This window comes from Undibacterium sp. TJN25, from assembly GCF_049339885.1.
Lineage (GTDB): Bacteria > Pseudomonadota > Gammaproteobacteria > Burkholderiales > Burkholderiaceae_D > Undibacterium.
Window position 1 is genome coordinate 56,340 of sequence record NZ_JBMPPM010000010.1, and the last position, 13,426, is coordinate 69,765.

Below are 13,426 nucleotides of genomic sequence, written 5' to 3' on the forward strand. Positions count from 1 at the left end.
CTGATGATCGTCGGCACTGCGGGCCACATCGACCATGGCAAGACTACGCTGACGCGCGCGCTGACCGGCGTCGATACCGACCGCCTGAAGGAAGAAAAGGCGCGCGGCATCTCGATAGAATTAGGCTACGCCTATACGCCGCTACCGAATGGCGACGTGCTGGGCCTGATCGACGTGCCCGGCCATGAAAAACTGATCCACACCATGGCTGCCGGCGCCAGCGGCATCGACTATGCGTTGCTGGTGGTGGCTGCCGACGACGGCATCATGCCGCAAACCCGCGAACACCTGGCGATACTGGAAATGCTGGGAATACGCCACGGCGTGGTGGCGCTGACCAAAATCGACCGCGCCGATGCGCAACGCATTGCCGAAGTCGAATCCGCTGTTTCATCGCTGCTGGAAGCCACGGTGTTTGCCGGAGCGAAAATTTTCCGCACCCAGGCAGGCATGCCAGGCGACGCCGGCGTTAGCGCACTCAAGCAGCATCTTGCCGATGTGGCGCGGGCGATACCGCAGCAACACGAACAGCGCCTGTTCCGGCTGGCGATAGACCGTGTATTCACCCTGAGCGGCCAGGGCACGATCATCGCCGGCACCGCGCTGGCGGGCTCGGTTGCTATCGGCGATACGCTGCAACTGGCGCCTTCAGGCGATACCGTGCGGGTGCGCAGCATCCACGCACAAAACCGCGCCGCCGATAGCGGCCATGCGGGACAGCGGCTGGCGCTGAATATTGCCGGCGCAGACAAGGAGCGTATTTCGCGCGGAGACTGGGTGCTGGCGCCCGCGATGGCGCAATGCTCCGTACGGCTGGACGTGGACCTGCATCTGCTGGCCGAGGCCGGGCTGACGCTGAAACCCTGGTCGCAAGTGCATGTGCACCTGGGCGCAGCGCACCGCATTGCGCACGTACTGATGCTGGATAGCGACGGCGGCGACATTATCGCGCCGGGACAGCATGCCCGCGCGCAACTGGTGTTTGAGGCTCCGGTACATGCAGTGCCGGGTGACCGTTTCTTGCTGCGCAACGCCCAGGCCACGCGGTCCATCGGCGGCGGCCAGGTACTTGACCCTTTCGGCCCGGAGCGCAAACGGCGTACTGCCGCGCGTAAATCCTGGCTGGACGCATTGTCGCTCTATGTCGACACCAATGACACAGCCTTGCTGCTGCAGCATAGTCTGCTGGGTTTGCAGCGTTCTTTGCTGGCGCGCCTGTCGCACCTGCCCACGGAACGGCTGGGCGCGATGAAGGACGTAACCGAGGTCAGGCTGCGCGGCGATGATGCGATTCTCATTTCCCAGACGGCGCTGGATGCACTGGCGAGCCGCACAGTAGAAAGCTTGCGCCTATTCCACGCTCAGTTCCCGGATGAGATCGGGCCGCAGATTGCGCGGCTGCGGCGCATCGTGGAGCCTGATCTCGATGATGCCTTGTGGCGCTACCTGGTACAGGCATTATGCGTTTCCGGTGCACTGGTGCAGCAAGGTCCGTGGCTGAGGCTGCCCGAACACGCAACCGATCTGCAACCGCAGGAACAGGCGCTGGCGGATAAACTGCTGGCTTCGCTGCTGGCGGCGCAATATGACCCGCCGTGGGTGCGCGACCTGGCGCGCGAACACGGCGTGCCGGAGACTGCGGTGCGCGAACTGCTGCGCAAGCTGGCAATGCGCGCGCAGGCTTACCAGATTGTGCGGGACCTGTTCTATCACCCGCAGCGGGTTGCAGAGTTATCACAATTGATCAAAGACATCGCGGCAGAACAAACGCCGGGCAACGCAGCAATCGATGCCGCCGGCTTCCGCGACGCCACCGGGCTGGGGCGAAAACGCGCCGTGCAACTGTTGGAGTTCTTCGACCGCGTCGGCTATACTCGGCGGCTGCGGGATACCCATATTGTGCGGGCCGACAGCCAGTGGCAGGCAGATGTCTAGACCGGAAAATGCGGCACAAGGCCGGCCGCAGCGAAATTTTTAAGCGCTACATCAAAATGGAAGGCACACGTGTCCGGTGGCACGGGCGGGCTTCAAACCCGTCAGGGGATGTCGATCATTCCCTCGTAAGTTCGACTCTTACTGTCTTCCGCCCTCTTCCTGAGGCACCCACTCATCCCCGACTAGGCGCATCGCAGTTTCAGGCGGTCCAGCATGCGAACGAACACCTTGGGCTGGTTCAACGCCCGCGCCAGCACCAGGCCACCCTGGATGCCGGCCACCACTTCCTCGGCCAGGTCCGTCGCGCTGGCGGCGTCCCTCCCATTGCGCACCAGCGCCGCCGTCAGCGCCTCCACCCACTCCTTGAAATAGGCTTTTACGGCAGCGCCGAAGCGGTCCCTCTCGTTCCCCAACGCAAAGACACCCACCAGGCAAACCTTGCGGCCGGACAGGAAATAGCGCTGCACCTCATCGAACATGCGGCTGATTCCCTGCGCGGCCAACGCTTCCTCCCTCAAGGGAAGGAAGGCATTGACACTGAACCAGCCGTCTATCTCGCTCAGCACGGCCGCCGCCATTTCTTCTTTGCCACCGGGAAAAAAATGATAGATGCTGCCCTTGCCCAGCTTGGTGCCTTCGGTAATGCGCGCCAGGCTGGCGCCTTCAAAACCATAGGTTCTGAAGATTTCCGCCAGCTGCGGTATGACGTCGGCGCGTTCCGCGATCAGTTTTGCCATGGAGCAGGTCCTGCGTTAAATAAGGTGTGCATTTAAAACGCCATTGTAAATTGCGGCTTGCTAGAGTCCAAGCTCGGTCAGGCTGGGATGGTCTGCGGGACGCGGGCCGCTGGTATCCCAATGAAACTTCCTGTCCGACTCCTTGATCGGCAGGTCATTGATGCATGCATGCCGCGTACGCATCAGGCCGGATTCGTCGAACGCCCAGTTTTCGTTGCCGTAGGAACGGAACCAGTTGCCGGAATCGTCATGCCATTCGTAGGCAAAACGCACGGCGATGCGGTTACCGTCATGCGCCCATAGTTCCTTGATCAGCCGGTAATCCTGCTCGCGTACCCATTTGCGGCTGAGGAAGCTGACGATGGCAGCGCGGCCCTGGACGAAGTCGGCGCGGTTACGCCACCAGCTGTCTTCGGTATAGGCCAGCGATACTTTTTCCGGATTACGGGAATTCCAGCCGTCTTCGGCGGCACGTACTTTCTGGATTGCGGTTTCACGGGTAAATGGAGGTAGGGGTGGGCGAGTTGTCATTTGAGGCACCTTATCTGGTCAAAGAGAAATATTGTACCTATCGGAAAACTGTTTACCAATCAGTACAAACGCAGTGTAGGCGATAAACCGAATGATTGCAAATGCGCGATAAAAAGTTTTTTGCCATTCCGTTTTGCCCGGTACCGACAGATGATTTTTTATATCCGACGCACACTTCAGCCGCTGGCACTCGCCAATAAGGACGCACAGGGTCATACTGAAACCCGGGGAGACCGATACCGAAAATATTCTCAAAATTACAATTTTTAAAAGAAAAATACGGTTTAGCGAGGTTTTAGTTACACCTTGCAATAATTTTTGTGGCCTTATATGAGTAAATGAATGAAATGTTTCACACAAGTCATTGATTTTCAATTATTTTAACCGTTACCAATATGTCGATAGAATTTGCCTGGCCTCTGAGCAAGCGAGAAGCCAGCCTGAACCCCGGTTTATTCATTAATTTGCTGAACCTGTTTGGTCTGCAGAGCCCAATGGTGTAAATTTCGGATTCAGATAAAAATGCCGTCCCAGACGGCCGCAAAGGTTGGGAATGAAAAAAAAGGATATGGAAAGCGCACTGTTCAAGCACTTCGGTACCCGAAGTCCGCTCTGGCATTTCCGGGACGACAGCGACGCTCTACATTTGTCCGGCGACGGTGAGGTTACTTCTGTGGCAATCGCTGTCACGACCGAACAGGCAAATTCCATCCGCAAACTAACCGGCATCACTTCTCATCTCACTTTCATGCTGAAAATTTTCAACGACGACGTCAAGCTGCACCTGGTCGGCAAGAAAACAGACAAAAACAACTGGGCCGGCACCGCAGCGGATTACCACGACACGGAAAGTGTCGCGCGCAATCTGGAACATGGGCTGATGTTTGCCGAACAAGTGGTGTCGGAAGTGAATTCGCTGGTGGTGATTCTCGACAGCCAGGGCAAGATCAAGCGCTTCAACCGCCTGTGCGAAGAGCTGACAGGCTTCAAGGAAGAACACTTGCTGGGCCTGAACGCGCACGACCTGTTCATGCCTGTTGATGAGCATGATTCGGCCCGCGCCAACATCCGCGATTTTTTTGCCACCAGGACCTCGTATGAGGTGGAGCGCCCGGTGCAAAGCAAATTCGGCATACGCCGTGTTATCTGGCGTAACAAGCTGGTGGAAAGCGGCAGCGGCGAGCATGAGAGCTTTCTGGTCTGCTCCGGCACCGACATCACGGAAGAGCGCCGCGCCAAGGAGCGGCTGATGGAACTGGCGACCAAAGATACGCTCACCGGCCTGCTGAATCGCCACGCAATACAGGAATTGATCACCAGCGCGGTCACGGCGCCCGATGCGCCGTCCTTCAGCCTGCTGTTCCTGGACCTGGATAATTTCAAGAAGGTCAATGATCACTACGGCCACGTGCTGGGCGATTGCCTGATCCAGGCAGCGGCGTCAGCAGTGCAGACCTGCCTGCGCGAAGGCAACCTGATTGCCCGGCTGGGCGGCGATGAATTCCTGATCCTGATCCCGGAAGCGGGCCAGCGCGCCGCCGAAGCCATCGCGGAGCGCATCCACGAGCGCATGAAAGTGCCGTTCAACCTGAATCGCGCAGAGATCTATTCCAGTTGCTCCATCGGCATTGCGGTCTTCCCGGAACACGGCAGGTCGATGGAAGAACTGATACGCAATGCCGACATGGCCATGTATGCGGCCAAGGACGCCGGCCGCAATACCCACCGCGTATTCACGCGGCAGATGGACAGGCAGGTCAGCGAATATGTATGGCTGGATACCAATATCCGCAAAGCACTGGAAGAAAACCAGTTTGAGCTGTATTACCAGGCGAAGCAGTCGCTGGTAACCGGCCGGGTGGAAAGCGTGGAAGCGCTGATACGCTGGAACTCGCCCGAGCGCGGCCTGATACAGCCGATGAACTTCATTCCCTACGCGGAAGAGTCCGGCCTTATCACGCCTATCGGCAAGTGGGTCATGGAAACCGCGGCCCGTCAGGCCGGCATCTGGAAAAAGCAGGATTACAACCTGCGCGTCGCCATCAACCTGTCCGCGCGCCAGTTCCGCCATCCCAAGCTGGTCGAGGATTTCAAGATGGCGATCCTGGCGGCCGACATCTACCCTTCCATCATGGACCTGGAACTGACGGAAAGCTGCCTGATAGAAGACGAAACCCTGGCGCTGAAGCTGATCAGCCAGTTCAAGGAACTGGGCGCCGAGGTGCACCTGGACGATTTCGGCACCGGCTACTCATCGCTGTCGCAACTGTCGCGGCTGCCGCTGGACGTGCTGAAGCTGGACCGCAGCTTCATCAGTTCCATCCACGACGATGTGCGCGCGCAAAGGCTGCTGCGCTCCATGGTGGCAGTGGCCCAGGAGCTGCAGCTGAAGATCGTTGCGGAAGGGGTGGAAACCCAGGACCAGGCAGAATTCCTGCGCAGCATAGGCGTGGATCTGGCACAGGGCTTCCTGTTTGCCAGGCCCATGCCCGTCGCGGAATTTGAGGAGTGGTTCAAGCAGTTCAGGCAGCTGAAGTCGGTCGCCTGATAGTGCGGTAATGCGATAAATGCCCCGGTAGCCTGGCTGCCGGGGACATGACCGACAAGTCTTAGGCAGCAACCAGCAGCGATTCTTCCACGACTAGCCCGGCCTGATCGGCAGCAAGGACGGTTGCAGACGCGCTTGCAGGAACGGCCAAGGCTGCGGCAGCAACTGCTGCAGCAGTGTTGCCCACTGCGCCCGTGCGGCGGTTTTGCAGCATGACCAGGCGCTCCATATACGCCAGATCCTTTTCTTCCAGCTTGAAAGCAGATTGCGCCCAGTCTTCGGTAATGGCGAGCAATTCAGCTTTGTCGACCGGCAGCACGCGGCGGCGCGTGCGCAGCATTGCGCGTATGCCGTTGATTTTCGGACGAATTTCGTCAATCAGCGTGCGCACTGATTTCTGTGCGTCGCCCTGTTCAAACACGCGGTCCACCAGGCCCCGTTCCTTGTACCATTCCGCCGTATGCGCTTCGCCCTTGCTGATCAGCTCTTCCGCCAGTGCGCGGTTGGCCTTGCGCGTGACCAGCGAATAGGCGCCCATGCCGGGATACAGGTTGAAAGCGATTTCCGGGAAACCCATCTTTGCTTCTTTCTGTGCGACGACGTATTCATGCGCCAGCGCTGCCTCATAGCCGCCGCCCATGGCCGTACCTTCTATCATCGCAATGGAAATGGCGCCGATATCGAAACCGACAGTGGCGGCATAGACCGCATCTACACAATCGTGCGCATAGCTGCGCAAGGCATCGAGTTCGCCGGCGCGGATGTGTTTGGCAAAGTAAGACAAGTCCCCGCCCACATTAAAAATCTGCGGCACGCTGGAACCGGTGACCCAGAAATCGATAGGCAGTCCGCATTCCTTGGCTGCCGTGCGCAACAGGCGTATATCCCGCAACAGTTCCGGATTGAAGCATGGGCGTGGATGGCCGTGCAGCATGACCCACAGTACATTGCGGCCTTGTTCGTACCAGGCAGTGACCTGGGACAGGGTTCCGGCTTCAGTGAAGGGACGGCAATCGGGGTGGTTTTTAAAATCCATTTTAGTCTTCCTCGGATGTTCTTATGCGTCAATCAGGGACTGCTGGTTTTCAAGGATCAGGCGGCAGGTCGGCGTCGTCGGCCTGCCGTTGAAATCGAGCCAGCAATGGTTTTCATAGTCGTACAGTTTGCATTGCTCGAAAACGGTTTTCAGCGCCGGCAACGAAAAACGCATGACGATGGCGCGCGCGCCCAGCATCTGGTTCAGTCGGGCTTGCGCATCCCACAAGCGGTAGCAAGGAATTGCCGGATAGGCGTGGTGCGCAGGATGTTCGTAGAAATTGTGTATCAGTGCAGCAAACCATTTGGGGAAGCGCAGATGCACTGTCATGTGCTCTGGCTTCAGCTTCTTGCTCAGACTGGTATCGCCGTTGAGCCAGGGAATATCGGGGTGCGTATGGTTGATGTACAGCGAGGCGGACAGCAGCGACTGGAAAATGAAGAACGGCAGCGCAAACCCCAGCACCACGGCTGTCACCAAGCCAACCGGCGCATACAGCGGCGCGGTGACCAGCACCGTCATCATGATGGCGAAGTAGGCTACGACAAAAGCGGTGTGCTTCCACGCTGAAGCGCGGTGCGCTTTCGGCAAAAAGGCGCCAGGCATGAATTTGACGCGCGACCAGCGCTGCAGGATGTAGTAGCAGCCAAACGCCAGCGGATTGCCGGAACGGGTAAACCTGTACCAGCGCTTTTGCATGGACGACAGCGCATCGTAGGCAGGCTTGGACAAGGGTTGATAGGAATCGACGTGCTCGCCGTTGGTATGCGGATGATGCAGCGCGTGATGGTCGTATACCCACAGACGGTAGTTGAACAGGCAGGGCATGAAGGACAGCACGCTGATCCACCAGTTCAGGCGGCGCGATGGCGTCAAGCTGTTGTGCGCGGCGTCATGCGCAATCGCAGCCAGGTTGGCGAGCTTGATGCCGGCAATCACCGATGCGACGATTTTCAATGCCAGCGAAGGCACAAATAATACGGCGGCAAAAGAAGCAAAAAACAGGCTGAAATCCGCAATGAAAATGCTCAGGCCCTTGCGGGTGTCCGGCGTCGCATAGGACGCCATTTCCTTGACTACGTCGCGATGCGTAGGCTGTTCAGTCTGTACCGCAGTGCTGCTGGTTATTACTGTCGTCGTGCGCGCAAACAGGTTCATTTTAATGCACCGGATAGGAGTTGGAGATTGGCAACATTTCTATCCTAACGTCATTATTACTCAACAGAAACGAGGAACAGGTGTAGTAAACACCTTCAATTAGCGGCTTTTCAAATGTACAAGAAAAGCGTCGGGCAGCGTCGCCACGCGAGTGAAAGAGCGATGAAAAAAGGGGTGTCCGCAGCTACAAATTGCGGCAAAAAAGAGACGGGGAGAAAAACGAGGCGGCACTATTTACACTTGTAACATTGCCGGCGGCAGCCCTACGCTATTCACGGTCAGGGACGCACGCCTATGCCCTCCATGGGCATGCCTTTCGCGCGAACGGCAAGATAGAGTTCCAGTTCTGCGAGTTCTTGCGAATCGTAGGCAAACGGCTCGGCGCGCACACCGCTCATGCAGCCGCGCAGGCGCCGCTGCAGCGAGCCCAGGCCCTGCCATTCAAGCCGGTATTGCGGATAGCCGGTAGGATGGGCCTGAGGAATGAGGCTGCTGCCCAGGCGCTGCCCCGACCGCTCGGCATGACACTGCGCACAGGACAGGTCCAGCTGGCCCATGCGCTGCTGGAAGCGTTGCAGCCCGCTGGCGATGAAAGGCTTGAGCCGCGCATCTGCCGGCGGCGCCACCGGCATGCCGCGCGACTGATAAGCCACATAGGCCTCCAGGCCGAGCAGTTCCTGGCTCTCGGCGCGTAAAGGCTCAGCCAGCTGCTTGCCGGTACGGCACATCTTGATGCGCTGCATCAGGTCCACCGGGCGTTTCAGGCCTTCGTCGAGCGCAGGATAACGCGCGGCTACGCCACGCATGCTGGTCCTGGCATCGCCATGGCAGGAAGCGCAGGAGAGCTGGCTCTTGCCCATGGCCTTGCCCCACAATACTTCCCCATCCTTGACCCACAGCATGCCGGGGTTGAGCGCTTCGCTCAGTTGCATTGCCTGCGTGGATGCACCCATGAATTCGAAGCCGGAACGGCGCTCGTCTTTTGCAGACGGCACACCCTGGCCTGCTGCGCCGGCGGTAAATACTGCAACGACGGAATACAGCAAGGCTGCAGCCAGCCCGAAAAATCTGGGCAGCGCGAGCTTTTTTCGCCAGCTGGACAGGTGTTCCATGCTCAGTGCATCAGTCGGTGACGGTGATCTTCGCCGTCTCGGTCTGGCTGAAGCCGTTATCGCCTTCCCAGTGGAAAACCAGCGTACCGCTGTCGGTCGCGACCGTGTGGAAAGCGATGTAGGGATTGGCAGCTACGGCAGAAAACAGTTCCGCGCCAAACACCTGTTCGCCGTTGTACCGGCAGCTGAAACGCTGGATGATGTCGCGCGGCTGTATGCTGCCGTCCGCACCGGGGCGGAAACCGGTTTCCATCGTATGCCGGATCAGCGTGCGGATTTCTATCACTTCTCCGCGCCTGGCTTTTTCGGGGACATTAATGACGGTGCTTGCCATGGTTTATACGTCTCCTTCTATGCAGGCGGCCAGCGTCACGATGACGTCCACGCTGTCGGACCAGAACCTGCCGTCGCTGGTCTGTGCCACCGCCACCAGCTTTTGCGAAGTCGCCAGCCGGATGCGGCTGACTACCTCCGCCTTGCCGGCCCTGGCACCCAGGGTGAATTTGATGACGTCGCGCTGCGGATTTTTTTCATTGAATATAGCGATCTTCACGACGTGGTCGGCGGCCGTCATCGGGCTGTCCACGGCGACGCTGAGCGGCACCGTATTGCCGTTATCCACGAGGGCCGCCACATCCAGCTTGACCTTGCCCGGCAATGCGACTGCACCCCCGGTATAGCCGCGTATCGCACTGGCCAGGTCTTCCGAGGCCGATATCGCAGGACGGATGATCAGCCAAGCGCCCAGCGCCGCACCGGCCTTCAGCAGCCTGCGCCGTACCACCTGGCGCTGCGGATATACGGAAAAATCGATGACGCTCATTTTATTCAGACCCATCTTTCTTGTTACTGCCGCTATCCCCATCACTCTTCAGCGTGACCAGGAAGGACACCACGTCTTCTATCTGCTGCGCCGACAGCACAGGCTTGCCCTGCCATGCCGCCGACGTGCGCACCAGGTCTTGCGTGCGGTAGTAGGACGGCATGATCGTTGCGGCATTGAAGCGGCGCGCATCGACGATACGCAGCCGTAGCTGTCCTTCGGACCAGCGGCTGCCGGCCCCGGCCAGATCGGGCGCCAGGTTGCCCTGGAAACGCTCTTCCGGTATGGGACCAGTATGACACAACAGGCACAAGCCCTGCTGGCGGCTGGCAACGATGGCCCGGCCCCTGGCAGCGTCGCCAGCTGTACCCGTCAACGACAGCGGAATAGAGTCGCCCTCCACTGCATAGACCGTAAGGGCAGCGCGGGCAGTGGCTGGCGCCGGCAAGGATGCGGCCGCTGCGCCTGCGCTCTGTTGCGCCTGCACGCCGCCATAAGTCGTCAGTAAAAATACAAATGCCGCAGACCGGACCAGTATGGCCCCGCCTGCAGCATTTCTGCCGGTTTCCGCGCGCGCGCAGGCCGGACGCCTGCTTCCGGCTTGCGCATCGCACATCGCTATGCCTTCAGGCTATGGTTTTTCAACGGCAGTTCGCGGATACGCTTGCCGGTCGCGGCAAAAATGGCATTCAGCACGGCAGGCGCGGCGACGGCAATCGTCGGTTCGCCGACACCGCCCCAGAATCCGCCGGACGGCATGACGATGGTTTCCACCTTCGGCATCCTGTCCATCTTCATCGGCGGATAGGTATCGAAGTTCTGCTGTTCGATACGGCCGTCCTTGACCGTGCATTCGCCATACAGCGCCGCGGACAGGCCATAGGCAAACGAGCCCTCGACCTGCGCCTCAATCTGCTGCGGATTGACGGCATAACCGGGATCGGTCGCCGCCACGATGCGGTGCACCCTGACCTCGCCTTCCTTGTTGACGGACACTTCCGCGCATGCGGCCACATAGCTGCCGAAACCCATGGTCTGCGCGAGGCCGCGGAACACCCCCGTGGGCGCTGGTTTGCCCCAGCCGGCGCGCTCTGCAACAGCATTCAGCACCGCCAGGTTTTTCGGGCTGCCGGCCAGGTATTTTCGGCGGAAGGCCAGCGGATCCTGCTTGGCTGCATGCGCCAGCTCATCGACAAAGCATTCGAAGTAGATGGTATTGTGGTTCAGGTTCACGCCGCGCCAGAAACCTGCCGGCACGTGGTGGTTGCGCATTGCATAGTCGATTAGCAGGTCGTTGAAACCGTAGCCGAACGAGGCTTCCGGGCCGGGAGGGTTGAGACCCTGGAAGACGACCGGGTCCTTGCCGTCCTTGATGCTTTGCGGCGAAATGCTGGCCACGATGGACTGGCCCGACAGCCGCATGTGGAAGCCGGTGACATTGCCGTCCGCATCCATGCCTGCGCTGAGCTTGCATTGCGTGATAGGGTGATAGCGGCCGTGCGTCATGTCTTCTTCGCGCGTCCACAGCAGCTTGATCGGCGTGTCGGGCATCTGCTTGGCAATCAATACTGCCTGCCTGACCCAGTCATGCACCGCACCGCGGCGGCCGAATCCACCGCCCAGGTGCAGCTTGTATACGTCACACTTGGTGGGCGGCAGCTCTGCCGCTTCCGCCGCGGTTGCCAGTGCGGCTTCGCCATTCTGCGTCGGCGTCCAGACTTCGCAACGCTCCGGCGTCCACCTGGCTGTCGCGTTCATCACTTCCATTGTTGCGTGGTTCTGGTAAGGGTATGAATATACCGCTTCAAACTTGCGTGGAGAGGCGGCAATTGCAGCGCGTGCATCGCCCTTCTCGTTACCGACGGCAGCTTCCGCCGCATCCAGCCCGGCCTTGTTGATCTCGGCGATGCTGGCGCTGGAAACTTGCGCATTGGGGCCGAAATCCCACTCTATCGTCATCGCGTCCAGCGCACTCTTGGCGCGCCACCAGGTATCTGCAATCACGGCAACGCCGCTGTCGCCGACCTGTACTATCTTTTTGATGCCGGGGCGTTTTTCTATCGCAGAAGCGTCGAAACTCTTGACCTTGCCGCCGAATACCGGGCAATCCTTGATGGCCGCATTCAGCAGGCCCGGCATTTTCAGGTCCATGCCGTAGATCTGCTTGCCGGTGGTCTTGTTGACGGTGTCCAGCCGCGCCAGGCGCTTGCCGACCAGCTTCCAGTCCTTCGGATCTTTCAGCGTCACATTGTCGGGAGGCGTCAGCTTGGAAGCCGCCAGTGCTACCTTGCCGTAGGTCGTCGTGCGGTTTGACGCCTTGTGCGTGATGACGCTTTTGGATACCGTGCATTCGCCGGCCGGCACTTTCCATTCGTCGGCAGCGGCCTGTATCAGCATCGTGCGGGCAATCGCGCCGCCCTTGCGTACGTAATCCTGCGACTCACGGATGCCGCGGCTGCCGCCGGTGGAGAAGTTGCCCCAGACACGGTTACGCGCCAGGCTCTGGCCTGGTGTCGGGTATTCGGTGGTGACCTTGGCCCAGTTGCATTCCAGCTCTTCGGCCACCAGCTGCGCCAGACCGGTCAGCGTGCCCTGCCCCATTTCGGAACGGGCAATGCGAATGACGACGGTATCGTCCGGTTTGATGACGACCCAGGCATTGACTTCGGGCACGTCGGTAGTGGCCTGCGCCAGCGCTTCGCCTGAAAAAGGGATATGGAATCCGACCACCAGCCCGCCGACTGCGACGGCAGAGGTACCCAGGAAACGGCGGCGCGACGGGTTAGGCGGCGTCAGGGAAATCGGGGCGCGGCTCATTTTACGCTCCCGTCTGCATGAGTGATGGACAGGTGGGCCAGCTTGGTATCGCCGCCATGCGCGACGACCTTGATCGCTGAACGCACGCGGTTATAGGTGCCGCAGCGGCAGATGTTGGTCATCGCATCATCGATGTCGGCGTCGGTAGGCTTGGGTTTATTCTTCAGCAGCGCTACGGCGGCCATGATCATGCCGCTCTGGCAGAATCCGCATTGCGGCACGTCCATCGCGGCCCAGGCTTTTTGCACAGGATGCGAGCCATCCGGCGACAGGCCTTCTATCGTGACGATTTTTTGCTTGGGAGTGAGCGCCGACGCGGGCATCACGCAGCTGCGGGTGGCGACGCCATCGATGTGCACGGTGCAGGCGCCGCATTGCGCCACGCCGCAGCCGTATTTGGTGCCGGTCATGCCCAGCTGTTCGCGCAGTACCCAGAGCAGCGGCGTATCCTGTTCCGCCTCAAACTCTCTTGCCTTGCCATTGATATTTAGTGTTGCCATGCCTGAGCTCCTCAATCCTGTGTGTGAAATTCTGCTGAAATCTTTGGGGGGAAACTGCCGGGTAGATGCGTTGCTCGACTCGAATGCGCAGATATATTACACCTTCTTTTTACGATGTGTGCGGCATGGCCAAAAGCGGATTTTCGTTATATTTAAAGGTATATAGCCAACACATAACAGCACGTATGCCGAACATGGAAAAATAAAAAAAACGGCAGGCCCCGTTCGG

Annotated in this window: 11 protein-coding genes, 1 tRNA gene and 1 pseudogene; 3 read left to right on the top strand and 10 right to left on the bottom strand. The window is 59.3% G+C overall.

Annotated features, from left to right (window positions below):
- Positions 1-3: 3 nt before the first annotated feature.
- Positions 4-1,935, top strand: a complete 1,932-nt coding sequence (selB, locus tag ACO0LO_RS22435; RefSeq protein ID WP_422967571.1) for a selenocysteine-specific translation elongation factor — start codon at positions 4-6, stop codon at positions 1,933-1,935.
- 58 nt (positions 1,936-1,993) lie between these two features.
- Positions 1,994-2,086: transfer RNA gene (locus tag ACO0LO_RS22440), tRNA-Sec, on the top strand.
- A gap of 31 nt (positions 2,087-2,117) precedes the next feature.
- Here ACO0LO_RS22440 and ACO0LO_RS22445 read toward each other — a convergent pair.
- Both ACO0LO_RS22445 and ACO0LO_RS22450 read right to left on the bottom strand, forming a co-directional pair.
- Positions 2,118-2,672 (bottom strand): TetR/AcrR family transcriptional regulator, encoded by a 555-nt coding sequence (locus tag ACO0LO_RS22445; protein WP_422967573.1) that lies wholly within the window; start codon positions 2,670-2,672, stop codon positions 2,118-2,120.
- Positions 2,673-2,732: 60 nt separating this feature from the next.
- The gene (locus ACO0LO_RS22450) at positions 2,733-3,203 is read right to left on the bottom strand and encodes a DUF1348 family protein (protein WP_422967575.1); all 471 of its coding nucleotides are present in this window, start codon (positions 3,201-3,203) and stop codon (positions 2,733-2,735) included.
- Between the two features lie 553 nt (positions 3,204-3,756).
- Between ACO0LO_RS22450 and pdeR the strand changes: the two genes are divergently transcribed.
- Entirely contained in the window at positions 3,757-5,751 is a 1,995-nt protein-coding gene (pdeR, locus tag ACO0LO_RS22455) for a cyclic di-GMP phosphodiesterase (protein WP_422967577.1), read from the top strand.
- A 196-nt stretch (positions 5,752-5,947) separates the two neighbouring features.
- On the opposite strand, the pseudogene ACO0LO_RS22460 reads toward pdeR, so the two are convergent.
- The 8 genes and pseudogenes from ACO0LO_RS22460 to ACO0LO_RS22495 all read right to left on the bottom strand — a co-directional run.
- A pseudogene (locus ACO0LO_RS22460) lies at positions 5,948-6,787 on the bottom strand (crotonase/enoyl-CoA hydratase family protein); the annotation flags it as partial.
- Positions 6,788-6,808: 21 nt separating this feature from the next.
- A complete protein-coding gene (locus tag ACO0LO_RS22465; RefSeq protein ID WP_422967579.1) occupies positions 6,809-7,945 on the bottom strand; it encodes a fatty acid desaturase family protein in 1,137 nt (378 codons plus the stop codon).
- A 278-nt stretch (positions 7,946-8,223) separates the two neighbouring features.
- A complete protein-coding gene (gene soxA / locus ACO0LO_RS22470; RefSeq protein WP_422967581.1) occupies positions 8,224-9,057 on the bottom strand; it encodes a sulfur oxidation c-type cytochrome SoxA in 834 nt (277 codons plus the stop codon).
- A gap of 10 nt (positions 9,058-9,067) precedes the next feature.
- Positions 9,068-9,391: a thiosulfate oxidation carrier complex protein SoxZ gene (gene soxZ / locus ACO0LO_RS22475; protein WP_422967583.1), complete on the bottom strand. Its 324-nt coding sequence runs from the start codon at positions 9,389-9,391 to the stop codon at positions 9,068-9,070.
- Positions 9,392-9,394: 3 nt separating this feature from the next.
- Entirely contained in the window at positions 9,395-9,895 is a 501-nt protein-coding gene (locus ACO0LO_RS22480; protein WP_422967585.1) for a SoxY-related AACIE arm protein, read from the bottom strand.
- Entirely contained in the window at positions 9,882-10,496 is a 615-nt protein-coding gene (soxX, locus tag ACO0LO_RS22485; RefSeq protein ID WP_422967587.1) for a sulfur oxidation c-type cytochrome SoxX, read from the bottom strand. The genes ACO0LO_RS22480 and soxX overlap by 14 nt, the downstream gene beginning before the upstream one ends.
- Before the next feature lie 2 nt (positions 10,497-10,498).
- Positions 10,499-12,697 (bottom strand): molybdopterin cofactor-binding domain-containing protein, encoded by a 2,199-nt coding sequence (locus tag ACO0LO_RS22490; RefSeq protein ID WP_422967589.1) that lies wholly within the window; start codon positions 12,695-12,697, stop codon positions 10,499-10,501.
- A complete protein-coding gene (locus ACO0LO_RS22495; RefSeq protein WP_422967591.1) occupies positions 12,694-13,197 on the bottom strand; it encodes a (2Fe-2S)-binding protein in 504 nt (167 codons plus the stop codon). The genes ACO0LO_RS22490 and ACO0LO_RS22495 overlap by 4 nt, the downstream gene beginning before the upstream one ends.
- Between the last annotated feature and the right edge of the window lie 229 nt (positions 13,198-13,426).

What these genes read in the sequence shown, in the direction of transcription:
- selB (WP_422967571.1), top strand. Translation starts at nt 4, where the DNA reads ATGATCGTCGGCACTGCGGGCCACATCGACCATGGCAAGACTACGCTG.
- ACO0LO_RS22445 (WP_422967573.1), bottom strand. Translation starts at nt 2,672, where the DNA reads ATGGCAAAACTGATCGCGGAACGCGCCGACGTCATACCGCAGCTGGCG.
- ACO0LO_RS22450 (WP_422967575.1), bottom strand. Translation starts at nt 3,203, where the DNA reads ATGACAACTCGCCCACCCCTACCTCCATTTACCCGTGAAACCGCAATC.
- pdeR (WP_422967577.1), top strand. Translation starts at nt 3,757, where the DNA reads ATGAAAAAAAAGGATATGGAAAGCGCACTGTTCAAGCACTTCGGTACC.
- ACO0LO_RS22465 (WP_422967579.1), bottom strand. Translation starts at nt 7,945, where the DNA reads ATGAACCTGTTTGCGCGCACGACGACAGTAATAACCAGCAGCACTGCG.
- soxA (WP_422967581.1), bottom strand. Translation starts at nt 9,057, where the DNA reads ATGGAACACCTGTCCAGCTGGCGAAAAAAGCTCGCGCTGCCCAGATTT.
- soxZ (WP_422967583.1), bottom strand. Translation starts at nt 9,391, where the DNA reads ATGGCAAGCACCGTCATTAATGTCCCCGAAAAAGCCAGGCGCGGAGAA.
- ACO0LO_RS22480 (WP_422967585.1), bottom strand. Translation starts at nt 9,895, where the DNA reads ATGGGTCTGAATAAAATGAGCGTCATCGATTTTTCCGTATATCCGCAG.
- soxX (WP_422967587.1), bottom strand. Translation starts at nt 10,496, where the DNA reads ATGTGCGATGCGCAAGCCGGAAGCAGGCGTCCGGCCTGCGCGCGCGCG.
- ACO0LO_RS22490 (WP_422967589.1), bottom strand. Translation starts at nt 12,697, where the DNA reads ATGAGCCGCGCCCCGATTTCCCTGACGCCGCCTAACCCGTCGCGCCGC.
- ACO0LO_RS22495 (WP_422967591.1), bottom strand. Translation starts at nt 13,197, where the DNA reads ATGGCAACACTAAATATCAATGGCAAGGCAAGAGAGTTTGAGGCGGAA.